This window comes from Erwinia sp. QL-Z3 (assembly GCF_004551645.1).
In the GTDB taxonomy this organism is placed as follows: domain Bacteria; phylum Pseudomonadota; class Gammaproteobacteria; order Enterobacterales; family Enterobacteriaceae; genus Erwinia; species Erwinia billingiae.
The window spans coordinates 2138729-2161129 of sequence record NZ_CP037950.1 but is presented as its reverse complement, the minus strand read 5'-3'; the positions used below and the strand labels follow the sequence as shown (position 1 = coordinate 2161129).

The 22401-nt window shown below is 58.2% G+C and carries 19 protein-coding genes; 5 read left to right on the top strand and 14 right to left on the bottom strand.

Annotated features, from left to right (window positions below; genetic code table 11):
• Positions 1-16 precede the first annotated feature (16 nt).
• The 6 genes from E2F51_RS10575 to rbsK form a co-directional block, all read right to left on the bottom strand.
• The gene (locus E2F51_RS10575) at positions 17-931 is read right to left on the bottom strand and encodes an alpha/beta fold hydrolase (protein WP_134823427.1); all 915 of its coding nucleotides are present in this window, start codon (positions 929-931) and stop codon (positions 17-19) included.
• Complete coding sequence (gene leuD / locus E2F51_RS10570; RefSeq protein WP_134823426.1) at positions 928-1569, bottom strand: 3-isopropylmalate dehydratase small subunit; 642 nt, start codon at positions 1567-1569, stop codon at positions 928-930. Before leuD ends, E2F51_RS10575 begins: the two co-directional genes overlap by 4 nt.
• Positions 1556-2992, bottom strand: coding sequence for a 3-isopropylmalate dehydratase large subunit (leuC, locus tag E2F51_RS10565; protein ID WP_134823425.1), 1437 nt, complete (start codon positions 2990-2992; stop codon positions 1556-1558). Before leuC ends, leuD begins: the two co-directional genes overlap by 14 nt.
• A 1477-nt stretch (positions 2993-4469) precedes the next feature.
• Positions 4470-5492 carry an aldose 1-epimerase family protein gene (locus tag E2F51_RS10560; protein WP_134823424.1) on the bottom strand — a complete coding sequence of 341 codons (1023 nt, stop codon included), beginning with the start codon at positions 5490-5492 and terminating at the stop codon, positions 4470-4472.
• The gene (gene fucP, locus E2F51_RS10555) at positions 5489-6814 is read right to left on the bottom strand and encodes an L-fucose:H+ symporter permease (protein ID WP_106382159.1); all 1326 of its coding nucleotides are present in this window, start codon (positions 6812-6814) and stop codon (positions 5489-5491) included. Before fucP ends, E2F51_RS10560 begins: the two co-directional genes overlap by 4 nt.
• 13 nt (positions 6815-6827) lie before the next feature.
• A complete protein-coding gene (gene rbsK / locus E2F51_RS10550) occupies positions 6828-7742 on the bottom strand; it encodes a ribokinase (protein ID WP_134823423.1) in 915 nt (304 codons plus the stop codon).
• Between the two features lie 188 nt (positions 7743-7930).
• Here rbsK and deoC point away from each other — a divergent pair, with 188 nt between their 5' ends.
• Both deoC and deoR read left to right on the top strand, forming a co-directional pair.
• The gene (deoC, locus tag E2F51_RS10545) at positions 7931-8602 is read left to right on the top strand and encodes a deoxyribose-phosphate aldolase (RefSeq protein ID WP_167738395.1); all 672 of its coding nucleotides are present in this window, start codon (positions 7931-7933) and stop codon (positions 8600-8602) included.
• A gap of 24 nt (positions 8603-8626) precedes the next feature.
• The gene (gene deoR, locus E2F51_RS10540) at positions 8627-9403 is read left to right on the top strand and encodes a DNA-binding transcriptional repressor DeoR (RefSeq protein WP_013200657.1); all 777 of its coding nucleotides are present in this window, start codon (positions 8627-8629) and stop codon (positions 9401-9403) included.
• A gap of 9 nt (positions 9404-9412) precedes the next feature.
• Here deoR and E2F51_RS10535 read toward each other — a convergent pair whose 3' ends face one another.
• On the bottom strand, positions 9413-10360 hold the full coding sequence (locus E2F51_RS10535) for a 2-hydroxyacid dehydrogenase (RefSeq protein ID WP_134823422.1): 948 nt from the start codon (positions 10358-10360) through the stop codon (positions 9413-9415).
• A 260-nt stretch (positions 10361-10620) separates the two neighbouring features.
• Between E2F51_RS10535 and ettA the strand changes: the two genes are divergently transcribed.
• On the top strand, positions 10621-12288 hold the full coding sequence (gene ettA / locus E2F51_RS10530) for an energy-dependent translational throttle protein EttA (protein WP_013200655.1): 1668 nt from the start codon (positions 10621-10623) through the stop codon (positions 12286-12288).
• A 77-nt stretch (positions 12289-12365) separates the two neighbouring features.
• On the opposite strand, the gene E2F51_RS10525 is transcribed toward ettA, so the two are convergent.
• On the bottom strand, positions 12366-13262 hold the full coding sequence (locus E2F51_RS10525; RefSeq protein WP_041691892.1) for a LysR family transcriptional regulator: 897 nt from the start codon (positions 13260-13262) through the stop codon (positions 12366-12368).
• A 97-nt stretch (positions 13263-13359) separates the two neighbouring features.
• Between E2F51_RS10525 and E2F51_RS10520 the strand changes: the two genes are divergently transcribed.
• Positions 13360-14361 carry a zinc-binding alcohol dehydrogenase family protein gene (locus E2F51_RS10520; RefSeq protein ID WP_134823421.1) on the top strand — a complete coding sequence of 334 codons (1002 nt, stop codon included), beginning with the start codon at positions 13360-13362 and terminating at the stop codon, positions 14359-14361.
• 95 nt (positions 14362-14456) lie between these two features.
• On the opposite strand, the gene nadR is transcribed toward E2F51_RS10520, so the two are convergent.
• Genes nadR through serB form a run of 3 tightly spaced genes read right to left on the bottom strand, consistent with a single transcriptional unit; the run spans position 14457 to position 18067 of the window.
• Entirely contained in the window at positions 14457-15683 is a 1227-nt protein-coding gene (gene nadR / locus E2F51_RS10515; protein WP_013200652.1) for a multifunctional transcriptional regulator/nicotinamide-nucleotide adenylyltransferase/ribosylnicotinamide kinase NadR, read from the bottom strand.
• 14 nt (positions 15684-15697) lie between these two features.
• Positions 15698-17080 carry a DNA repair protein RadA gene (gene radA / locus E2F51_RS10510; RefSeq protein ID WP_053145505.1) on the bottom strand — a complete coding sequence of 461 codons (1383 nt, stop codon included), beginning with the start codon at positions 17078-17080 and terminating at the stop codon, positions 15698-15700.
• A gap of 9 nt (positions 17081-17089) precedes the next feature.
• The gene (gene serB, locus E2F51_RS10505; RefSeq protein ID WP_106382151.1) at positions 17090-18067 is read right to left on the bottom strand and encodes a phosphoserine phosphatase; all 978 of its coding nucleotides are present in this window, start codon (positions 18065-18067) and stop codon (positions 17090-17092) included.
• A gap of 115 nt (positions 18068-18182) precedes the next feature.
• Between serB and E2F51_RS10500 the strand changes: the two genes are divergently transcribed.
• A complete protein-coding gene (locus tag E2F51_RS10500) occupies positions 18183-18848 on the top strand; it encodes a YtjB family periplasmic protein (RefSeq protein ID WP_106382150.1) in 666 nt (221 codons plus the stop codon).
• Here E2F51_RS10500 and yjjJ read toward each other — a convergent pair whose 3' ends face one another.
• From yjjJ to deoB, 3 genes are all read right to left on the bottom strand, one after another.
• On the bottom strand, positions 18849-20168 hold the full coding sequence (yjjJ, locus tag E2F51_RS10495) for a type II toxin-antitoxin system HipA family toxin YjjJ (RefSeq protein ID WP_134823420.1): 1320 nt from the start codon (positions 20166-20168) through the stop codon (positions 18849-18851).
• A 191-nt stretch (positions 20169-20359) separates the two neighbouring features.
• Positions 20360-21082 carry a purine-nucleoside phosphorylase gene (deoD, locus tag E2F51_RS10490; protein ID WP_013200647.1) on the bottom strand — a complete coding sequence of 241 codons (723 nt, stop codon included), beginning with the start codon at positions 21080-21082 and terminating at the stop codon, positions 20360-20362.
• Between the two features lie 59 nt (positions 21083-21141).
• Positions 21142-22365, bottom strand: coding sequence for a phosphopentomutase (gene deoB / locus E2F51_RS10485; protein ID WP_134823419.1), 1224 nt, complete (start codon positions 22363-22365; stop codon positions 21142-21144).
• Positions 22366-22401 lie beyond the last annotated feature (36 nt).

Here is a 22401-nt window from a genome sequence, read left to right as displayed (position 1 = left end):
AAGGAATAATAGGGTTTTATAGCACTGTTTTCAGGAAGGGCTGAAGTTTCTGCAAAAAGAGTTCCGCGATCTCCTCCTGCGGCGAATGGCCACAGGGCAACGCTTCGCCCTGCACGTTGAGCGCCTTATCGCGCCAGGTCGCCAGCACGTCGTACAGCTGGCCGACGGTGCCCTTTTCACCCCACAACAGCTGCAACGGGCAGCGGATGCGGTTCTCGCTGTCGGCCGCGTCATCCTCCAAATCAAGGATCGCCGCCGCGCGATAGTCTTCGCACACCGCATGAACCATCTGCGGATTCTGATAACAGCGCAGGTAGTCCTGGAACACCGCTTCCGACATCGCTCCCGGAATTTTGAGCTGTCCGTCGATATGTTTGCGCAGGAAAAATTCAGGATCGTGCAGGATCAGCGTTTCCGGCACCGGCGTCGGCTGGATCAGCAAAAACCACCAGAAATAGCGGGTGGCAAAGGCCTGGTTGGTCAGTGCGTACATGGTGGCGGTCGGCGCGATATCAACAAAGGTACAGCAGGTGACGCGTTGCGGATGATCCAGCGCCAGCCGATGTCCCACCCGCGCGCCGCGATCGTGGCCGACAAAGGCAAAGGTCGGGTGACCCAGCCCCGCCATCAGCTGCACCAGATCCTGCGCCATCACCCGTTTCGAATAGGGACGATGCTGTTGATCGCTGGCGGGCTTGTCGCTGTCGCCGTAGCCGCGCAGATCCGGCAGGATCACCGTGTGGGTTTTCGCCAGCGTCGGGGCCACTTTGCGCCAGCTGATATGATTCTGCGGATGGCCGTGCAGCATCAACAGCGGCGGGCCGTCGCCGCCAATTGCCACTCTGAGCGTGATGCCACTCTCAAGGGTGACATCGTGCAGCCTGAAGCCCGGCACAAACGGCGAATCGCCGCGTTCGGCACGGGCAATCATCCATTCCTCCCGGCGCTCTGGCTGGCAGCCGGACGCTTCAGCCAGGGTTTCTGGCCATAATGCTGCGCTTCAAACTGCTCAATGGCGCAGAGGTATTGCAGCGTCCAGCCAATCGCATCTTCGCCACCGGCGAGCATTTCCCGCTTCAGGGCGCTGACCGAAAACGGCAGGGTTTCTGTACCGGCGGTGATTTCGCACCTTTCCAGCGAGACGGTGATGCGGTTGCTGTCCGGGTTAACCGCCAGCTGGCTCAGGCGTCCGAAGCTGCTGTCGTCCAGCGACACGGTCAGCACGCCGTTGTTCTGGCAATTATCGTTGAAGATCCCGGCAAAGCTGGTGCCGATCAGCGCGCGGATCCCCAGCTGGCGTAATCCCCACACCGCATGTTCGCGGCTGGATCCGCAGCCGAAATTCGGCCCGACCAGCAGAAAGGACGCGCCCTGCCAGGCCGGCTGATTGAGAATAAAGTCGGGATTTAGTTCGCCATCGACGGTAAAGCGCCGATCGAAAAACACCCCTTTATCCAGTCCCTGACGATCGATCCCTTTCAGAAACTGTTTCGGCATAATGACATCGGTATCGATGTTCGCTTCCAGTAACGGCGCGAGGATGCCGCTGACCCGATCAAATGCTTCCATGATTTCCCCCTGCGTTAAGCATTGTGCGCACATCTTCAAGGTGGCCGCTGATTGCTGCCGCCGCCACCATCGCCGGGCTCATCAGATGTGTTCTGGCCCCGACGCCCTGGCGGCCAGGAAAATTGCGGTTGGTGCCGGAGGCGCAACGATCGCCCGGTGCCAGCACATCCTCATTCATCGCCAGGCACATTGAACAGCCTGACTGCCGCCATTCAAATCCGGCATCGAGAAATTGCTGCGCCAGCCCTTCCGCTTCCGCCTGTCGGCGGACCTGGCTCGATCCCGGAACGATAATTCCGCGCACGTGGCTGGCGATTTTGCGGCCCTGAAGCACCGCCGCCGCCGAGCGAAGATCCTCAATGCGGCCGTTAGTACAGGAGCCAATAAAGGCATGGGTAATGGGGATTTCCCGCAGCGGCGTGCCGGCCGTCAGTCCCATATACTGCAGCGCTTTGCGGATCGCCTGTTGCTTAATCAGGTCGGTCTCCTGTTCCGGATCCGGCACCGCGCCACCGATCGGGCTGGTTTGATCCGGGCTGATGCCCCAGGTCACTTTCGGATCCAGTTCGCTGCAGTCGATCTGCACGGTTTTATCGAATACCGCCAGCGGATCGCTGCGCAGTTGTGACCATTCGGCCAGCGCCTGTTGCCATAGCGCGCCGGTCGGCATCTGCGGTTTGCCCGTAATATAGTCGAAGACTTTTTGGTCCGGCGCGATAATCGCCCCGCGCGCGCCCGCTTCCACCGCCATATTGCACAGCGTCATCCGCCCTTCCATGCTCAGGTCGTCGATCGCGTCGCCATCAAATTCAATCGCATAGCCGGTAGCCCCTGAGGCGCTGATTTTCCCCAGCAGGTCGAGGATGATGTCTTTGGCGGTACAGGCATAGGGCAGCAGGCCGGTGACCGTCACCCGCATGGTTTTCAGTCTGCGATAGACCAGGGTTTGCGTGGCCAGCAGGTGTTCGATTTCTGAGGTGCCGATGCCAAACCCAAGCGCGCCAAACGCGCCATAGGTTGTAGTGTGGCTGTCGCCGGCGGCAATGACCATGCCGGGCATCACCATGCCCTGTTCATGGGCCACCACGTGTTCAATGCCCTGTCGTGGGTCAATCACATCAAACAGTTCGATGCCGAAATCCGCGGCGTTTTGGCGAAAGTAATCGACCTGCAGTTGGCCGCCCGCATCGGTCATGTCGGCATCGCGCATTGGTCGGGTGGGGTTTACATGATCGACGTTGAGCAAAATGTTCTCAGGATGGCGCACCCCACGGCCGCTTTCGCGCAGGCCGCTGAAGGCTTGCGGGCTGGTATATTCATTGAGAATTGAGCGGTCGATATAGAGTAAAACGTGGCCGTCGTTATCCAGTTCACGCACCACGTGCGAATCAATTAACTTTTCATACAGCGTTTTATTCGACATATCTGCGTCCAAAATATAATCACGGTGAAGGGGAAAATTCAGCGTCATTGGCGAGGAATTAATCAGCAGATTATGTCATGGAATCACGGCGTTAATGATTCCATCCGGGAAAGGATAGCGTGACGAAACGTGCATCACGGGTGGGGTTGTGGGCCTTAAGGTCAAAACCTAAAGGGCGGATGCAAAGGTCAAAACCCGCTCCGGCGATAAGGCGTCAGCATAGAGCGCGTTATCCGGGACGCCGTAAATCCATCCATGGAGGCTTGGCTGCGGCATCCCTGCCGCAGACACCCGGCTAATGCGCTCTATGCCGCCACCCGCAAGCATTGATGTTGTGGATTGGGCCGGTGGACGCACGGGTCAAAGGCGGATTGGGTGGTACGGCGTCAGCATAGAGCGCGTTATCCGGGACGCCGTAAATCCATCCCTGGAGGCTTGGCTGCGGCATCCCTGCCGCAGACACCCGGCTAATGCGCTCTATGCCGCCACCCACAAGCACTGACGTTGTGGGTGGGGCCGGTGGACGCACAGGTAAAATCAAATGGGGTTCGGTGGACGCACGGGTCAAAATCAAATGAAGTTTGGTAAACGCATGGGATGAACTCAGCGGGGTTTTGACCTGTGCGTCCACAATCGATCATTCAACATTGAAGCTTTGGGGGAAGGGAGATAGGGGGGAAAAGCAAAGCATCGGCGACAGGGATGTCGCCGCTGAGCCCCCAGGGACGGGTCTACGGCGTCTTTGTGTTCCCCCCTCTCTCCCTGAGCAAAGCACCGAAACATCCAGACGACTTCCCTAACACACAGGTCAAAAGCAGCTTCAGTGGTTCGGCGTCAACATAGAGCGCGTTATCCGGGACGCCGTAAATCCATCCCTGGAGGCTTGGCTGCGGCATCCCTGCCGCAGACACCCGGCTAACGCGCTCTATGCCGCCACCCACAAGCATCGACGTTGTGGATGGGGCCGGTGGACACACGGGTCAAAATCAAATGGGGGCCGGGGACGCACGGGTCAAAATCAAATGGGTTCGGTGGACGCACGGGTCAAAATCAAATGAAGTTTGGTAAACGCATAGAGTGAACTCAGCGGGGTTTTGACCTGTGCGTCCACAATCGATCATTCAACACTGAAGCTTGAGGGGAAGGGAGAGAGGGGGGAAAAGCAAAGCATCGGCGACAGGGATGTCGCCGCTGAGCCCCCAGGGACGGGTCTACGGCGTCTTTGTGTTCCCCCCTCACTCCCTGAGCAAAACACCGAAACATCCAGACGACTTCCCTAACACACAGGTCAAAAGCAGCTTCAGTGGTTCGGCGTCAACATAGAGCGCGTTATCCGGGGCGCCGTAAATCCATCCATGGAGGCTTGGCTGCGGCATCCCTGCCGCAGACACCCGGCTAACGCGCTCTATGCCGCCACCCACAAGCAGTGACGTTGTGGGTGGGGCCGGTGGACACACGGGTCAAAATCAAAGATGCCTTATGGGTTTTCGATTAGCCCGGTTTCCACGCTGAAATGCCGCTGCTCGCGCGGTTCCAACATGATCAACGTGCCGGCCTGCTTAGCCGCGTTGAAGCCTTCCGGGCGGCAGGTGGCCGGTAACACATAGGCGGCGACCTGCTGATCGCTGTTGTGCAGGATCCAGCGCGTGGCATAGTTGAACTGCGCGGTCTGGAAGGTGGTGCTGAAACCGTGGCCGTCCGGCGAGTGCAGATTAAAGGTCACCGTCTCGCCGTACTGCGCCAGATTATCAGCAAAAAACACAATCTCGGGATCGTACATCTCCGGGCGCGTCAGCCCGCCAAAGGCCTGCGGTTCCGCCGCAAGCTGACGAGTATAGTCCAGCCACACCGGCGTTGGATGCACGTGGCCAGGAATCGAGGCCCGCAACGTAAAGGCGCTGTCCGGGATACTCTGGCTAAAAGTGCCGTTCTCAACATAGGCGCTGTTCATATGGCACATATACTGCAACGGCATCGCCTTGCCGGACAGATTGGTGACCGCCATCTCAATGCGCAAGCGTGGCCGATCCGCCAACAACGTCACGCCTGGCAATGCGCGATAGTGATGGCCGAAACCTTTGATGTACTCCACCTCGCCGCGCACCGACACGCCCTCTTCTTCCAGCACGATCCAGGCGCTGTCCATGCGGGCGCAGGCCATCTCGCCGTGCAACGCATGGACATCGCCCTCGCCAGGGCAACCGTTGGCCAGCAGGCCGGAGTGGAAGGCGAAGCAGCCGTAGGTGTCAATAATGTCCTTGCCCGGCAACGGTTGCTTAAAGCCGTTGCCCATGGTCATCCGCTGACCGTCGAAAGCCGCATCCCACACCATCTGCCCGTAATACGGCAGCACGATTACAAAGCCACGGCGGTTCTCCATCCGCACCGCCTCAATCCCTGAGGGGTAACGGAACAGCTCTACTTTGACGTCGGCGTTATCCAGCAGCGTACGCGGCGTTTCACCGAACAGCGAGGGATGCAGTGGCAACGTGGTTCTCATCGTGCCTCCTCAGCCAGACGACCGCTGACTGCCGGCTGTTTTTTATGGCGCAGTTCGCCCCAGAAGTAGAAGCCCACCCAGGCGAAGCACAAAAGTGAGACGCCAAACGCCATCTGCATCGAGCCGAGACGGTCAGACACCAGACCCTGCAAGGCCGGGATAAAGGCGGCACCGACAATCGCCATCACGATAAACGCGCCGGCCACTTCGGTGTATTTGCTCTCGACGGTAGACAGGGTGCCGGCATAAATCGTCGCCCAGCATGGCCCAAACAACACGCTGACGAACACGGCGGCATAGACGGCGGTGAAGTTTGGCACCAGCATCACGTAGGCCAGCGTGGCCACACCGACGATGGAATAAGCAATCAGCACCTTCTCGGCGCGGAAGCGCGTCATCAGGAAGTTGGCGACAAACTTGCCGATAAAGAAGCAGATAAAGCTGTAAATCATAAAGTTAGAGGCATGACGCTCGTTGGCCGCACCGAGGTTCAGCGCCAGACGAATGGTGAACGACCAGACCGCCACCTGCATCCCCACGTAAAGGAACTGCGCAATGATGCCGCGCTTGAAGTGGCGGTTTTTGGCCAGATAGCTGAAGGTTTCGCCAAGGCTCGGCAGCTTTTTCTCATTGCTCTGCGGTTTGCAGTGCGGATAACGGGTCAACAGGAACAACACCATCACCACCACCAGGACCATCACCAGGTATTTGTAAGGTTCCAGCGTGTGCTCCAGCATGGTCAGACGGAACTGGTGCAGCTGTTCCGGGTTCATGCCGGCCATCTGGCTGTGCAGGCTGTCGCCATCCTGGAACACCAGGTATTTGCCCAACACGATGCCCATCAGCGCGCCAATCGGGTAGAACGTCTGGCTGACGTTCAGCCGCAACGTGGCGTGATCGCGGTGACCGATCATCGAGCTGTAGGTATTCGCCGCCGTTTCCAGGAAGCTCAACCCGATAGCAATCGCGAAGATCGCCGCTAGGAACATGGTGTAGGTCGCCATATGCGAAGCCGGATAGAACATCACGCAACCGGCGATATACAGCGCCAGCCCCAGCAGGATCGCAATCTTGTAGCTACTGCTGCGGATCACCAGCGAGGCCGGAATGGCAATTAAAAAATAGCCGCCGTAAAAGGCGCTCTGCACCAGCGCGCTGGCGAAATCGCTGAGGGCGAAAACGCTTTTGAACTGGGTGATCAAAATATCATTCAGGCTGGCGGCGCAGCCCCATAACGGGAACAGGCACGAGAGCAAAATAAACTGAAACAGTGGCGTCTTATTTAAATAGCCATCAGGCTGCTGGACGATGGTCGGTTGCATAGCGAATCCTCAGTTAATCGTTGAGAAAACGGTGGAAGGTATCGGCATCAGGGTACGAAAGCTGGGTTCCCCGTCCGGTGACGCTACAGGCGGCATAGTCGGAGGCAGACTGCATTGCCTTCGCGATATCGCCATGCTGGATCAGAAAGTGGGCAAAGCAGCCGATAAAGGCATCCCCTGCGCCACTGGTATCAATCGCCTTCACCGGCGTGGGCTTAATGCGGTGGACGGCATCTCCCTGCATCCCCACCGATCCGCGGCTGCCGAGAGTGATAATCAGGTTTTTCAGGCCGCGTCCCAGCAGCATCTGCCCGGCGCGCAGCACTTCGTCTTCGGTGCTGACCGGCAGGCCCGTCAGGATCTCCAGTTCGGTTTCGTTCGGCATAAAGAAGTCGCACTGGCAGGCGTAATCGATGTCCAGACCGGCCACCGCCGGCGCGGGATTGAGGATCACCTGGATGCCGTTCTGCCGCGCAAAGTCGATGGCGTAATAGACCGTCGGCAGCGGGATCTCCAGCTGCAAAACCATCAGACGACAGCGCTTAAGATCGTCCGCGGCGGCATCAATATCCGCCGGAGACAGGTGCGCGTTGGCCCCTTTGATAATCAGGATGCGGTTTTGCGACTGGTCATCGACAAAAATCGGTGCCACGCCGCTGGAGGTGCCCGCCGCGACGGTGACGTGCTGCGCGTCGACGCCGAACCGCTGCAAATTTTTCACCGTGTTGTCCGCAAACAGGTCTTCGCCCACTTTGCTGACCATCATCACGCTGGCACCCAGCTTCGCCGCCGCAACGGCCTGGTTGGCCCCTTTGCCGCCGCAGCCCAGTGCGAAGTCGGGCGCTTCTAAGGTTTCACCGGCTTTCGGCATGCTGTTGGTGTAGGTGATCAGATCGACCATATTGGAGCCGATGACGGCAATGTCCATGACGTTTTCCCCGTGTAAATTTTCATCATTAAATGTTGTAGAAATAACAATAACAATCATCTCATGTTATTTTTGTGACACCCGTCTCAGCCTGAAAATCCCGCCCGCGAGATGTTAATTGGCGATTGACGCCAGAATGAAAATGTTATTATTTTAACAAAACCCCCTAATCTGCTGAGGAGCTTCCCGTGCAAAACCTGGACTATGCCCGCTACATCGACCACACCCTGCTGGCGGCGAATGCCACCGCGCAACAGATCGCCACCCTGTGTGACGAAGCCATCGCCCACCACTTTTACGCGGTGTGCGTCAATTCGGGTTATGTGCCGTTAGTGGCGGAGAAGCTGGCGGGAAGTGAGGTAAAGGTCTGTTCCGTCATCGGTTTTCCGCTGGGTGCCGGCCTGACCCGCGCGAAAGCCTTCGAAGCGAAAGCCGCAATTGCGGCCGGTGCGCAGGAGATTGATATGGTGATTAACGTCGGCTGGCTGCAAAGCGGTGAGGTGAAGGCCGTCAGCGCCGATATTCAGGCGGTGCGCGAGGTTTGCGGCCCGATCCCATTGAAGGTAATATTAGAGACCTGCCTGCTTAGCGATGCGCAAATCATTCAAATCTGTGAAATTTGTCGTGAACTGAAGGTCGCGTTTGTGAAAACGTCCACCGGTTTCAGTACCGGCGGCGCGCGCGAAGAGCACGTCCGTCTGATGCATGACACCGTTGGCCCTGAGGTGGCGGTCAAAGCATCCGGCGCGGTGCGCGACCGGCAGACGGCAGACATCATGATCCAGGCGGGCGCCAGCCGTATCGGCACCAGCTCCGGCGTCGCCATCGTTAACGGCAGCGCTGCCGGCGAGGGTTATTAACCGTATTATCAGGAGTGACTGACCATGGAAACCCGCCGCGACGAGCGCGTAAACAAGCTGGCATCTGCGCTTAAGCGAACCGATAAAATCCACCTGCGAGAGGCGGCGCGACTGCTGGGTGTGTCCGAGATGACCATCCGTCGCGATCTCAACGAACAGCCGTCGGTGGTGGTGTTATTGGGGGGCTACATTGTCAGCGATCCGAAAAGCAATCAGGGTCACTACTTTGTCTCCGATCAGCAGGCGCATAACGTCGAGAAAAAGCGGCGTCTGGGCCAGCTGGCGGCGTCGCTGATTGAGCCGGGTGATACGGTGTTCTTTGACTGCGGCACCACCATGCCGTGGATTGTCGATGCCATCGATAATGAGCTGGCGTTTACCGCCATCTGCTGCGCGATGAACACCTTCCTGGCGCTGAAAGAGAAACCGGCCTGTCAGGTGATCCTCAACGGCGGTGAGTTTCATGCCGACAACGCCATCTTCACTCCGCTGGGTCACGGCTCGGTAATGGACAGCCTGTGTCCCGGCAAAGCCTTTATCTCTGCGGCAGGCATTGATGCCGGTCAGGGTGCGACCTGCTACAACCTCAACGAATTGCCGATGAAGCATCAGGCGATGCAGCGTGCCAGCCACAAGATTCTGGTGGCTGACAGCAGCAAGTTTGGCAAAGTGTTGCCTGCCCGCATCGGCGAACTCAGCGCCTTCGAGACGCTGGTCAGCGACGATGCCCCGCCGAAAGAGCTGGCGCAGAAGCTGAAACAGCTGGGCATTGACGTGATGGTCGGGCAGAAAGCGCGTTAGGTCAGCCTCTTACGCCCAGCGATTCAGGATCTCTTCGCCATCGCGTAAGCGCCGCAGGTTTTCACATACCCCCGCCACGTTGCCGTTCAGCGAATTATCGGTGACGCCGCCGATATGCGGCGTGGCGATGACGTTATACTGAAACAGCGCGTCATCCGGCTCGGGCGGCTCCTGCCAGAACACATCCAGCCCGGCGCCTGCCAGGTGATTCACTTCCAGCGCCGCCAGCAACGCCTGCTTTTCAATCAGTCCGCCACGCCCCAGGTTGATCAGGAAACTGCCCGGCTTCATCTGCGCCAGCGCGGTTTCATCAATGATATGGCGGGTGTCGGCATTGTCCGGCAGGCTGAGGATCACAAAGTCGGCGTCATTCAGCAGCGCGGGCAGATGGGCCATATTGCCCAGCCAGTCCAGCTGATGCGCTTTAGCGAAGGCCTGATCGGCGGTGCGTTTCACGCCAATCAGCCGCACGCCAAAGGGTGCCAGTCGTTTCGCCAGCGCTTTACCGATGCCGCCCAGCCCCACCAGCCCGACGGTTTTCCCCATCAGCCCCATGCCCACCGGCAGGCCAAGCTGACGCGTGGCGATCATCTCAGGGATCTCGCGGGCTTTGCGCGCCAGGCCAATCATCATCCAGATCCCCAGTTCGGCGACCGAATCGGCATTGCCGGATCGGTCCGACGGCACGTTAGCTACCTGAATGCCAAGCGCTTTGGCGCTGGCCAGGTCCACCCCTTCCAGCCCGGCACCGGCCTGCTGTATCAGCTTCAGCCGGTCAGCGGTTTTGAGCAGCTCAGGCGTGACTTTTGCCATACCGGGGATTAAGGCATCGTATCCGGCCAGGCTTTCGGCGGCGTGGCCCGCAGAAGCCGTGAACTCGACGTCTGGCAAGGTGTGACGAAACTGTTGGATCATGCCGCCCCAGGCGTTCTCTTCCGCCGCGATCAGAACTCTCATCGTTATCTCCCTGCTTTGTAAGGCAAAAAAACAGCATAAAGCCATCGGCTCAAAAATCAATCAATAATCCGGCACGCGAGCGCCCTCCCGGCGCTGACGCGGTTCAATGAATGGGGCAGCCAACGCACCGATAACCTGAAGCAGGAAGGATATTCCTCGGGTGGCGGCTGTGATTAGCAAGCAAAACCAGCTAAACTTCTTCATCTGAGTGGGCATCTGCTGCCCCAATTAACACACAGACACCAAGAGGCTCATCCTACGTGGCTCAATTCGTCTATAGCATGCATCGCGTCGGCAAAGTGGTTCCGCCGAAGCGTCACATTCTGAAAAATATCTCCCTTAGCTTCTTCCCTGGCGCCAAAATCGGCGTGCTGGGTCTGAATGGCTCCGGTAAATCCACCCTGCTGCGCATCATGGCCGGTATCGACAAGGATATCGAAGGGGAAGCGCGTCCACAGCCCGGCCTGAAAATCGGTTACCTGCCGCAGGAACCGCAGCTGAATATGGAACACACCGTGCGCGAATCCGTTGAGGAAGCGCTGGCGGAAGTGGTTGGCGCGCTGAAGCGTCTGGACGAAGTCTACGCGCTGTATGCGGAAGAAGACGCGGACTTCGACAAGCTGGCCGCTGAACAGGGCAAGCTGGAAGAGATCATCCAGGCCCACGACGGTCATAACCTGAATACCCAGCTTGAGCGTGCTGCCGACGCGCTGCGCCTGCCAGAGTGGGATGCGAAAGTCGCCACCCTGTCCGGTGGTGAACGCCGCCGCGTGGCGCTGTGCCGCCTGCTGCTGGAAAAACCGGACATGCTGCTGCTGGACGAACCGACCAACCACCTGGATGCAGAATCCGTGGCCTGGCTGGAACGCTTCCTGCACGACTTCGAAGGCACCGTTGTGGCAATTACCCACGACCGTTACTTCCTCGACAACGTGGCCGGCTGGATCCTGGAGCTGGACCGTGGCGAAGGTATTCCATGGGAAGGTAACTACTCTTCCTGGCTGGAGCAGAAAGATGCCCGTCTGGCGCAGGAAGCGTCAAGCGAAGCGGCCCGTCGCAAATCCATTGAGAAAGAGCTGGAATGGGTTCGTCAGGGCGCTAAAGGCCGTCAGTCTAAAGGCAAGGCCCGTCTGGCCCGCTTTGAAGAGCTGAACAATACCGATTACCAGAAGCGTAACGAAACCAACGAACTGTTTATCCCACCGGGCGCGCGCCTGGGCGATAAAGTGGTGGAAGTGGCCAATCTGCGGAAGTCTTACGGCGATCGCCTGCTGATTGATGACCTGTCGTTCTCGGTGCCGAAAGGCGCTATCGTCGGAATTATCGGGCCGAACGGTGCCGGTAAATCGACCCTGTTCCGCATGATGTCCGGTCAGGAAGAAGCGGATTCAGGCAGCATCGTGCTGGGTGATACCGTGAAGCTGGCCTCTGTCGATCAGTTCCGCGACAGCATGGATAACAGCAAAACCGTATGGGAAGAAGTGTCCGGCGGGCAGGATATTATGCGTGTCGGTAACACCGAGATGCCAAGCCGTGCTTACGTGGGCCGCTTCAACTTCAAAGGGGTTGATCAGGGCAAACGCGTTGGCGAGCTGTCCGGTGGTGAGCGTGGCCGTCTGCATCTGGCGAAGCTGCTGCAGGTTGGCGGCAACATGCTGCTGCTCGATGAACCGACCAACGACCTGGACATTGAAACCCTGCGCGCGCTGGAAAACGCCCTGCTGGAGTTCCCGGGCTGTGCGATGGTGATCTCGCATGACCGTTGGTTCCTCGACCGTATTGCTACCCACATCCTCGATTATCAGGATGAAGGCAAGATCGAGTTCTTCGAAGGTAACTTTACCGAATACGAAGAGTACAAGAAGCGGACGCTGGGCGCAGAAGCGCTGGAGCCAAAACGCATCAAGTACAAGCGTATGACCAAGTAACACTCAGAGGGCGAAGCGATTCGCCCTCTGCTTTTTCTTCTGCGGGACGCACTCGCGTTGTCCCCTGCTTCCCAACGTTACTGATAAAACTCCCGAAACACCGGCGACTGCAAGGCGTAATCAATAAAGCGCGCCACCGCAGGCGAATTCAGCTTACGGCTTGGATAGACCAGCCACAGCTCATTGCCCTCCACCTGCCAGTCCGGCAACACCTGCACCAGGCCACCGCCCGGCAGGATCTCCTGGGTCAGAAATCGTGGCAGCAGCGTGATCCCGGCATCGCCCAGCGCGCACTCCCGCGCATACACCAGGTTATCGGTCATATGCGTTGGCGGCAGCAGCCAGCGGTAATACTCTTCCCCGCGGTTCAGCAGCCATTCGCTCCACGCCCGGTGCGCAATGCAGCGGTGTTCAGCCAGCTGCTGCGGATGCGTGATCGCCTCATATTGTTCAAGGTAGCCCTTAGAGGCCACCAGCAGCCGCTCGCAGTAACCAATTCGCCGCCCAATCAGCGAAGAGTCCTGCGGCTGTCCGGTGCGCAGCGCCACGTCGTAGCCCTCCAGCACGATATCCCGCACTTCATCGGACACCGAAACTTCCAGCGTGACGTCCGGGTATTCCTGCTGAAACGCGGCGTTTAAACGCGCCAGCAGCGTGGCGCCAATTCCCGCCGGTGAGGTGATGCGCAGCCGTCCACTGGGGTTATCCCGCAGACGTTCAATCGCCACATTAGCGCGCTCGCTGGCCTGCATCATCTCCTGGCAATGCACCAGGTAGCGCTCGCCGGCAAAGGTCAGGTTCAGCTGGCGGGTGGTACGATTAATCAGCCGCAGCCCCAGCGCCTGCTCAAGCTGACTGATGCGCTGACTGACGCTTGATTTCGGCAATCCTGCCTTTTTGGCCGCCCCGGTGAAACTGCCGCATTCGGCCACCAGGGCAAACAGGGCCATATCTTGCAGCTGTTTAAACATGATTGTTTACCTGAAACGAACACTTCGTTAGTTATTGTGCGGCTTATCATTAGCCTGCTTAGGTTCTACACTGAATAACACACCTTAAAGGAGATGCGCTATGACAATCAAAGCGATTGCTATCAATCCAGAAAAACCGCAGCAGTTTATTGAGATCCAGGTCGAGAAACCGACGCCAGGCGAATACGACCTGCTGGTCGACGTTAAAGCCGCTTCGGTAAATCCCGTGGATACCAAAGTGCATAAAGGCGCACAGAAAAACGGACTCCAGCACCCGCGCATCCTCGGTTGGGATGCCAGCGGCGTGGTGGTGGAAGTGGGCAGCAAGGTCAGCGGATTTAAGCCCGGTGACGAAGTGTATTACGCCGGCGACATCACCCGTCCGGGCAGCAACACCACCCAGCAGCTGATCGACGCACGCATCACCGGCCACAAGCCGGCGTCGTTAGACTGGGCAGAATCGGCGGCAATCCCGCTGACCGCGCTGACCGCCTGGGAAGGTCTGTTCGATCGTCTTCAGCTGGATAAGGCCGAAGAAGGCAAAACGCTGCTGATTGTTGGCGGTGCCGGCGGCGTCGGCTCGCTGGCGATCCCGTTCGCTAAGCTGCACAGCAAGGTAAAAGTGATTGCCACTGCATCCCGTCCGGATTCGGTGCAATGGTGCAAGGATCGCGGTGCCGATCTGGTGATCAACTACCACGACATGCCCGGCGAGCTGGAGAAGCATGGCCTGAAGCAGGTGGATTATATCTTCTGCCTGAATGACACCGACGGCCACTGGGATGCGATGGCTAAGCTGATTGCGCCGCAGGGGCATATCTGCACCATCGTCGAGAATGAAAAACCGTTAGAGATGAACGAGCTGAAGCTGAAAAGCGCGGCGCTGCACTTTGAGTTTATGTACACCCGCAGCATGTACACCACGCCGGATATCGCCCGTCAGGGTGAAATTCTGGACGCCACGGCGAAACTGCTGGATGCCGGAAAGGTCAGCAGCTCGCTTAGCAAGACGCTGCACGGCCTGAGCGTGGAAACGCTGTCAGAAGCGCACCGGCTGGTGCTGGAAGGCCATATGCGCGGCAAAGTGGTGATGGTTTACTGATGCCGATCCCGGCCTGCTGAACAGTGGGCCGGACGCTTTTTTAATGCACTACCGACAGCCGTTCAGCTTTTCACGGCTGTCGGCTGTCCTCGGACTTACGCCCCCAACATTTCCTTCACCAGCTCCACGCAGCGCAGGAAGCGCTCGTCGTAGCTGTCCTGCTCAACGTGCACGTAGCTGATGTTGTTCTCTTCCAGCATTGAGACCAGCAGCGTCTGGAACTCTTTGCGATCCACCGAACTGCCCAGGCTGCGTAATCCGTCGGCCACCCAGGGCACGTTATTCTCGACCAGGATCACCAGGTCAAAACGATATTCATCAATCAACGCCTGCACAAACGGGTGCTCGCGGCCTTCGTATTTTTTGCAGAAGGCCTGGGTGGTGACGAAATCGGTGTCGATAAAGGCCACTTTATTGGCGTACTTCACCGCAAAGTCGATGTACTGCGCCTGACCCAGGGCGATTTTGTCGTAGTCGGAATACTGCAACGCCATCTCATCGCCGCCGAGATGGGAGAAGACGTAGTCGCGGCCAAATTCCCAGGCACTGGTGGTATTAAAGATGTTGGCCAGCTTGTTGACCAGCGTGGATTTACCGCTGGATTCGCCGCCCAGAATCGCCACCGTACGCACAAAGAACGGCTTCACTTCGGTCGGAATATATTCCCAGTAGCGGAACGGATCGTGACGAATTTGCGCGCCGCTGATGCTCATAAACGAGCGCTTAGCATCGACCACCACCGCTTCAATACCCAGATGCTGCTGATATTGCGGGGCATCGAACTCTTCGCTGGTGTAAACCCGGTTGGGCACAATGCCGTGGTTTTCCATAAAGTCGTTAATGCCGCGGCTCCAGACATCCCAGCCGTGCGGATAGGGCTCCATTCCTTCCTCGTTGAACGAGTGGATACGGATGTTTTTCTGGTATTTGAAGGTTTGCAGCAGCCAGCGCAGGCGATCGCTCACCGTCGGCTGCTGCGACATGGCGCTGGCTTCAAACAGCTGACGGTCACGCGGCTCGTCGTAACCCATAATGATATGCAGCTCATCGACCTGACTACAGGCGCGCTGGATCAGGTAGATATGGCCGGTATGCAGCGGATAGAATTTGCCGAACACCACGCCGATGGTTTTTTCCCGGCGCGGAAACTCCAGCCCGAGAAAACGGTGCAGCGCTTCCAGCTTCTGCGCGCTGGGGCTTTTGATTTTGGCGTTCAGCAGCTGGCTCAGATAGCCCTTGGTCATGCCACTCGCATCCGCCACCTGTTGCAGCGTACAGCCCTGCTGGCGAATGGCGGTTTTCAAATAATCAAATGGTGACATCAATGCCTCCTGCGTTATAAGTCCTCAAGGATCGCCAGCGCATCGGCCAGCTTCTTCACGCCATACACTTTCATATTTTCCGGGGGTTTCTTCGGCACGTTAGCCGCCGGCACGATAGCCCGACGGAAGCCGTGCTTGGCCGCTTCGGAAATGCGTTCCTGCCCGCTTGGCACCGGACGGATTTCACCCGCCAGCCCCACCTCGCCAAATACCACCAAATCCTGTGGCAGCGGACGATCGCGCAGGCTGGACACCATCGACAGCATCAGCGCCAGATCGGCACTGGTTTCGGTGACTTTGACGCCGCCGACCACGTTCACGAACACATCCTGATCGGCCATCTGCAGGCCACCATGACGGTGCAGCACCGCCAGCAGGATCGCCAGACGGTTCTGCTCCAGCCCGACGGCAACACGCCGTGGGTTGCCCATCATCGAATGGTCCACCAGCGCCTGAATCTCTACCAGCAGCGGACGCGTGCCTTCCCACAACACCATCACCGAGCTGCCGGAGGTGACTTCTTCTCCCCGGCTAAGGAAGATGGCGGACGGGTTGCTGACTTCGCGCAGGCCCTGTTCGGTCATGGCGAACACGCCCAGTTCGTTCACCGCACCAAAGCGGTTCTTGTGGCTGCGCAGCGTGCGGAAACGGGAGTCCGCATCGCCATCCAACAGCACCGAACAGTCGATGCAGTGCTCAAGGACTTTCGGCCCGGCCAGCGAACCATCTTTGGTGACGTGGCCGACCATGATGATCGCCACGCCACGGGTTTTGGCGAAGCGGGTCAGATAGGCGGCGGTTTCACGCACCTGAGCCACGCTGCCTGGCGAAGACTGAATATCCGCCATATGCATCACCTGAATCGAGTCGATCACCATCAGCCGGGGTTGTTCCTGCTCGGCAATCATGCAGATTTGCTCGATGCTGGTTTCCGACAGCATGTTGAGGTTTTCGGTCGGCAGACCCAGCCGGTGCGCGCGCATCGCCACCTGCTGAAGAGACTCTTCGCCGGTGACGTACAGGGTTTTCATCCCCTCGGCCAGCTTGCACAGGGTTTGCAGCAGCAGCGTACTTTTCCCGGCACCGGGACTGCCGCCAATCAGAATGGCACTGCCTGGCACCACGCCGCCACCCAGCACCCGGTCAAACTCTTTAAAGCCGGTTGAGAAGCGCGGCAACGCCTCAAGGCTGATTTCCGACAGCTTCTGCACGCGGCTTGGTCCCGCGCTGCCGGCATAACCGGTGAGGCGCTCGTTGCGCGCCACGGTCGGCGACGCTGCGAGGCGCACTTCGGTGATGGTGTTCCAGGCCTGACAGGCGCTGCATTGCCCCTGCCAGCGAGGATAATCGGCGCCGCATTCATTACAAACAAAGGCGCGCTTTACCGCTTTGGCCAAATCTACCCCTTAACGCTCTTCATGGATCAGGCTGCCGCTGAGAATACACAGCACGCCCATTAAATCCGCATGGCGGATGATCACTTCTGTCTGCTCGTTCACTTTCGGCTTGGCGTGATAGGCAATGCCCAACGCGGACGCCTTAATCATCAGCAAGTCGTTAGCGCCATCACCGATGGCCACGGTCTGCTCAGGCGCGATTTCAAAACGCCCGGCCAGCTTTAACAGCGTATCGGCTTTGTATTGGGCATCAACGATATCGCCCAGCACTTCGCCGGTCAGCTTGCCGTCGCGAATTTCCAGCACATTGGCGGCAATCGCAGACAGACGCAGCTTATCGCGCAGGTACTCAGCAAAGTAGGTGAAGCCGCCGGAGGCAATCGCCACATGCCAGCCCAGCGCCTGCAATTGCTGCACCAGCTCAGTCAGGCCCGGCATCAGCGGCAGGTCGTCACGCACTTTTTTTAAGATATTGGCATCGGCATCTTTCAGGGTCGCCACGCGCTGACGCAGGCTGGCAGCAAAATCCAGCTCGCCACGCATCGCGCGTTCAGTCACTTCCGCCACCATTTCACCGCAGCCCGCCAGTTTGGCGATCTCATCAATGCACTCGACTTCGATGGCCGTCGAGTCCATGTCCATCACCAGCAGGCCTGGGGTTTTCAGATGCGGGATTTTCCCCAGCGGCGCAACGTCCAGACCGGCATCGTGGGCCAGCTGCGTGGCGCGCGCGGTCAGCGAACCGGCCAGACGGACAACGTGGTAATCCGCCACGCGCCAGGCACTGACAATCACCATCGCCGCACCCAGCTGATGCTGAAGATGCGTCAGGCTGTCTTTATTCAGATCGCGACCATACAGAAGCCAGCCGGTACGGCCAGCGCGGTAGTCCAGCGGCATCACTTCATCGCCACTGAGAGAAAGAGGTAAACCCGGCCAGAGAGAGACATCAGATGGCAGGTCGCACCAGGTCAGACTATTTGGCATTACAGCTCCTGAAAGGACATTTTAACCACGCAAGAGGCTACCCTGTCAGCCCCGCTTCTGGCAACATAAAGCTCGAGACGAACGCTGGTTCGTGCATAAAGTGTGAAGGGTACAGATGGCAAAGGCCAAACTTAAATTTCGTCTGCATCGCACGGCAATCGTGCTGATCTGCCTGACCTTACTGGTGGTGCTGATGCAGGGTGCGTCGTGGTTCAGTCTGAGCCACCAGATGGCACGTTCCGAGCAGGTGGATGAACTGGCCCGCACGCTGACGCGCCAGGTGGCGTTCAGCCTGACGCCGCTGATGGAAAACAGCGACGATAACCACCAGCAGATCGTCGATATCCTCGCCCAGCTCACCAAAGAGAGCCGCATCCTTGATGCCTCTGTCTACGACGACGACGGCACCTTACTGGCCCACAGCGGCGAAACCATTAACGTGCGCGACCGTCTGGCGCTGGACGGGCAGCGAGCCGGGAGCTACTTCAACCATCAGCTGGTGCAATCGCTGGACAGCGCTGAAGGCCCGCGCGGCTTCCTGCGCGTCACCCTGGATACGCACGTGCTGGTGACGGAATCCAAGCAGGTGGATAACACCACCAATATTCTGCGCCTGATGATGCTGCTGGCACTGGCTATCGGGATTATCCTCAGCCGGACCCTGCTGCGCGACCGCCGCACCCGCTGGCAACAATCGCCTTTCCTGCTGACCGCCAATAACCCGGTGAAGGAAGACGACGACGAGACCAGCGACACGCCGGCCCAGGCTGATAAGCCGTAATCAGGCCATGCGGGCGATGTGGGGCTCAAGCGATTTGAGCCCTTTTTGCATCTCCTGCGCAATGCGCCGAAAATCCTCACTCCAGGCATCATCACTACTCATCTGTAGCCAGTAACGATCGGCCATGGCCAGTGCTTTTTGCCAGACCGTTCGCCCCACGCTGCTATCCAGTTCAATCACCGGCGCGTCTGTACGCATATAGCCCGCGCTGTTGGGGGCGAAGCTCATCGGCAACATGTCGTAGGCCGGCGTCAGCGTCAGCGTCGGCGAGGTGAGGAAAAAGGCCAGGTTGCCAGCATGCATATCACCATTCGCGATCAGCTTGCCAAATGCCCATTGCAGGGTGCCGCGTTCGGCATCCGGCGTCACAATCATTTTTTGGCTGACCAGCGCGCTGAGTGCCTGCGGCCAGCGGGACTGTTGGCCAGTAAATTCGGCCTGCACAGACTCCAGCGACACCATGCTGCGTCGGCCTCTTTCGCCCAACCGATCGAACCTGACCACTTCAAGAAACAGCTGCTCTTCCGGGCCTGAGAGGATGGTGGCCTCGGCCGCCGACACGCCCTCTTCCCTCAGAACCTGCAAGGCCAACGCCTCGGCCCGCAGTAAATCACACCAACGCTGGCTGTTTTCGTTACGCCGGGCGGGCGTGAACTTCACCAGCACATGCGCATTCTCGCCATCCGCCAGCTGGGTGTAACAGGCAAATTTTGGCTGTTCGCCGCCCGCCGAAGAACCGACTTCTTCTCCCGCCAGCACTCTCTGCGCCAGCTCAGGATACAGAGCCGACGTCACCGGCGTTGGCGCGGGTTGCTGAAGCCACTGATGGTAACTTTCACGGCCAATCAGCCAGCTACCCGAGATATCGCTGCCTCTGGCAGTCAATGCCAGCAGGCTGTGATCGTCATTCCACTGGCGGATATCTTCCGGCAACCCTAATTTTTGCGCGCACTCGCGCCCCCATGCCCTGCCGAGAAAACCCTGCGGGCGCATATCACTGAGATACCAGGGTAATCCCGCAAAATGCTGCCAGTTACCCTGGGCATCTTCCACCACGCAGCTGCCGGCCGGCCAGACACTGAACAGCTGCCCGGCATGATGAGAATGCCCCTGTTCATCAATCTGCCAGAGCGGGAAGTGACTCTCCTCACGCAAGGGACGCAGCAATGCATAGCGGGTCGCGCGTGCGCGACCATATTTCATCACCTGCGGATGGGCAGCAATCAGACGCGATAGCGTGGCCTGGCTAATTGCCAGACGGGCAGTCAATGTCGTCGCATCCAGCGGCCCTTGCAAAAGAAGCGTGGTTAAATCAGACATAGTGAATAGATTCGTGAATAGATACTTGAATAGATAATTAGCACTTAATCAGCTGAAAAGACATAAAAATGATAAAAAATGGTGAGGAAAGATGAATAGATACTTTAGAGATTTCTACTGAAGGCTTTACGGAGAGGACGTTCATTAATATCACTGCTGGCCGGATTGCCCGGCCAGCAGAAAGCGTTACGTTACGCTTCTTTATCGCCCAGCAGCACAGATTCCAGCGCGATTTCAATCATCTCGCTGAACGTGGTCTGGCGCTCAGCCGCCGTGGTTTGCTCACCGCTGCGGATGTGGTCGGAAACGGTACAGATGGCCAGCGCTTTCGCACCGAACTCTGCCGCCACGCCGTAAATACCGGCAGCTTCCATTTCCACGCCCAGGATGCCGTACTTCTCCATCACGTCGAACATCTGCGGATCTGGCGTATAGAACAGGTCAGCAGAGAAGATGTTGCCTACGCGGGCAGACACGCCCAGCGCTTTGGCCGCATCGACGGCGTTACGCACCATCTCGAAATCGGCAATCGCGGCGAAATCGTGATCTTTGAAACGCATGCGGTTCACTTTGGAATCGGTAGATGCACCCATGCCGATCACCACGTCACGCAGCTTCACGTCTGAACGCACCGCGCCGCATGAACCGACACGAATGATCTTCTTCACGCCGAAATCGGTGATCAGCTCTTTCGCATAGATTGAGCAGGAAGGAATGCCCATGCCGTGGCCCATCACCGAAATTTTACGGCCTTTATAGGTACCGGTGTAACCCAGCATGCCACGCACGTTATTCACTTCTACCGCGTCCTGCAGGAAGGTTTCTGCGATATGTTTTGCGCGCAGCGGATCGCCCGGCATCAGCACCACGTCAGCGAAATCACCCATTTCTGCATTAATATGAGGGGTAGCCATTTTTCATCCTTTTTTCAGTCTGGCCAGCGGCTTAGCGCTGGTCGTTTAGGTTGCGCAGATTACAGCATGGATTTGCCGTATTCCATATCGGAAAGGCCAAAATAGTTCGCGACGGTCTGGCCGATGTCGGCGAAGGTCTCGCGATAGCCTAACGATCCCGGCTTCACGCCTGGGCCGTAAATCAGCACCGGGATGTGCTCGCGGGTATGCTCGGTGCCTTCCCAGCTTGGGTCACAGCCGTGGTCGGCGGTGAGGATCAGAATATCGCCCTCTTTCACCTGCGCCATCAACTCCGGCAGACGGCGGTCGAACAGCTCAAGGCCACCGGCATAACCCGGGATATCGCGACGATGCCCCCAGGTGGAGTCAAAGTCGACAAAGTTGGTGAAGACGATGCTGTTGTCCGGCGCGATTTTCATCTCGGCAACGGTGGCGTCAAACAGCGCATCCAGCCCGGTGGCCTTCACTTTTTTGGTGATGCCAACGTGGGCGTAGATATCGGCAATTTTACCGACCGAAATCACCTGGCCATTCTGCTCATCCACCAGCTTTTTCAGGATGGTCGGCGCCGGTGGTTCTACCGCCAGGTCGTGACGGTTGCCGGTGCGCTCGAAGTTGCCTGGCTTATCGCCAACAAACGGACGGGCGATCACCCGGCCAATGTTGTAGCCGCCTTCGGTTAAGGCTTCACGGGCGATTTCACACAGCGCGTACAGACGTTCCAGCCCGAAGGTCTCTTCGTGGCAGGCAATCTGGAACACTGAGTCAGCGGAGGTGTAGAAAATCGGCTTGCCGGTTTTCATATGCTCTTCGCCGAGCTGATCGAGGATCACCGTACCTGACGAGTGGCAGTTGCCGAGGTAGCCCGGCAGGTCGGCCTTCTCAACCAGCAGATCCAGCAATTCCTGCGGGAAGCTGTTCTCTTTGTCGCTGAAATATCCCCAGTCGAACAGCACCGGCACACCGGCGATTTCCCAGTGGCCTGACGGCGTGTCTTTACCGGAAGAGAGTTCGCTGGCATAGGCATAAGCGCCGGTAATTTCGGCGTCTTTATCCAGCCCTAACGGGAATTTTCCGGTCGACTCTTCCGCCGCTTTCCCCAGGCCTAAGGCGGTGAGATTTGGCAGGTGCAGCGGGCCTTTACGTCCAACATCCGCTTCGCCCTTGAAGCACGCCTCGGCAATGTGTCCGAGGGTATCAGAGCCTTCATCACCAAATTTATGGGCATCTTTGCTGGAGCCTATCCCGAAGGAGTCGAGCACCATGATAAATACACGTTTCATCCTGATCTCCTGCGTCTGTGACGCGCTGAGCGTAAA

Bases quoted from the DNA above. Each gene is read 5' to 3' on its own strand.
- E2F51_RS10560 (WP_134823424.1), bottom strand. From the start codon at position 5,492: ATGAGAACCACGTTGCCACTGCATCCCTCGCTGTTCGGTGAAACGCCG.
- leuD (WP_134823426.1), bottom strand. From the start codon at position 1,569: ATGGAAGCATTTGATCGGGTCAGCGGCATCCTCGCGCCGTTACTGGAA.
- deoD (WP_013200647.1), bottom strand. From the start codon at position 21,082: ATGGCTACCCCTCATATTAATGCAGAAATGGGTGATTTCGCTGACGTG.
- E2F51_RS10520 (WP_134823421.1), top strand. From the start codon at position 13,360: ATGACAATCAAAGCGATTGCTATCAATCCAGAAAAACCGCAGCAGTTT.
- yjjJ (WP_134823420.1), bottom strand. From the start codon at position 20,168: ATGTCTGATTTAACCACGCTTCTTTTGCAAGGGCCGCTGGATGCGACG.
- E2F51_RS10535 (WP_134823422.1), bottom strand. From the start codon at position 10,360: ATGAGAGTTCTGATCGCGGCGGAAGAGAACGCCTGGGGCGGCATGATC.
- serB (WP_106382151.1), bottom strand. From the start codon at position 18,067: ATGCCAAATAGTCTGACCTGGTGCGACCTGCCATCTGATGTCTCTCTC.
- fucP (WP_106382159.1), bottom strand. From the start codon at position 6,814: ATGCAACCGACCATCGTCCAGCAGCCTGATGGCTATTTAAATAAGACG.
- E2F51_RS10575 (WP_134823427.1), bottom strand. From the start codon at position 931: ATGATTGCCCGTGCCGAACGCGGCGATTCGCCGTTTGTGCCGGGCTTC.
- rbsK (WP_134823423.1), bottom strand. From the start codon at position 7,742: ATGGACATTGCCGTCATCGGCTCCAATATGGTCGATCTGATCACCTAC.
- deoB (WP_134823419.1), bottom strand. From the start codon at position 22,365: ATGAAACGTGTATTTATCATGGTGCTCGACTCCTTCGGGATAGGCTCC.
- E2F51_RS10500 (WP_106382150.1), top strand. From the start codon at position 18,183: ATGGCAAAGGCCAAACTTAAATTTCGTCTGCATCGCACGGCAATCGTG.
- leuC (WP_134823425.1), bottom strand. From the start codon at position 2,992: ATGTCGAATAAAACGCTGTATGAAAAGTTAATTGATTCGCACGTGGTG.
- nadR (WP_013200652.1), bottom strand. From the start codon at position 15,683: ATGTCACCATTTGATTATTTGAAAACCGCCATTCGCCAGCAGGGCTGT.
- deoR (WP_013200657.1), top strand. From the start codon at position 8,627: ATGGAAACCCGCCGCGACGAGCGCGTAAACAAGCTGGCATCTGCGCTT.